The sequence below is a fragment of the Mesorhizobium sp. M0768 genome, assembly GCF_040320195.1.
In the GTDB taxonomy this organism is placed as follows: Bacteria; Pseudomonadota; Alphaproteobacteria; order Rhizobiales; family Rhizobiaceae; genus Mesorhizobium.
Genome location: NZ_JAMYPD010000116.1, coordinates 1 through 698, shown reverse-complemented (window position 1 = coordinate 698; position 698 = coordinate 1). Strand labels below are relative to the sequence as shown.

Sequence of the window (698 nt, the reverse complement as noted above, 5' to 3'; positions counted from 1 at the left end):
CCATATCTCGTGCCGACATGTCAGCCCTGTAGTCGTGGCTTGCACTGTCGTTCCCAGGTTTGGCCTCGTCCACCATGGCATGCCCGCTCTTCTGTGTAGATCGAGGGCATTGAGCGGCGTGATGATCAGCAAGACAAGTTCAGTTGCCGCGCGGTCGTAGTGTGGCGTGCAAATACTTGCGCACTGCGATTTGGAATACCGAAGGCAGACTAAATTGCCAAAAGCTCGGTCCTTTTGCAATATCGCACGCGATATCCAATATGCCTGCATGAGACTGCTTATCGATACGGCGACCACGGTGGCGGCGATCCGAAGTGATGCTGGCGCCTCGCGCCAACTGTTGGTGGCAGCTTTGGAACGCCGGCTGACGCTCATCGCTTCGGTGACGTTGATGATCGAGTACCAGGCGGTCATGACAAGGCCCGAGCACCTTGAAGCTTCCGGCCTGTCGGCTGAGGATGTGAACGCGTTGCTAGATGCCGTGGCGTCCGTCGCCGAGCCGGTTCGCCTTCTCTTTCTCTGGCGGCCCGCCGTGCGCGACCCTGACGACGACATGGTGCTGGAAGCGGCGGTAAACGGACGGGCGGATGCTATAGTGACGTTCAACCTACGCGACTTCGGCAAGCTGGCCGAGCGCTTCGGTATCATGGTCCTGTCGCCAAGTGAGGCGCTGAGAGGATTGGAGAAAAAGACATGAG

Annotated in this window: 1 protein-coding gene; it reads left to right on the top strand. The window is 58.6% G+C overall.

The annotated features are described in order from the left end of the window. Nucleotides 1–268: 268 nt before the first annotated feature. Nucleotides 269–697 carry a putative toxin-antitoxin system toxin component, PIN family gene (locus NKI08_RS34585; RefSeq protein ID WP_352776007.1) on the top strand — a complete coding sequence of 143 codons (429 nt, stop codon included), beginning with the start codon at nt 269–271 and terminating at the stop codon, nt 695–697. Nucleotide 698 lies beyond the last annotated feature (1 nt).

What these genes read in the sequence shown, in the direction of transcription:
- NKI08_RS34585 (WP_352776007.1), top strand. Translation starts at nt 269, where the DNA reads ATGAGACTGCTTATCGATACGGCGACCACGGTGGCGGCGATCCGAAGT.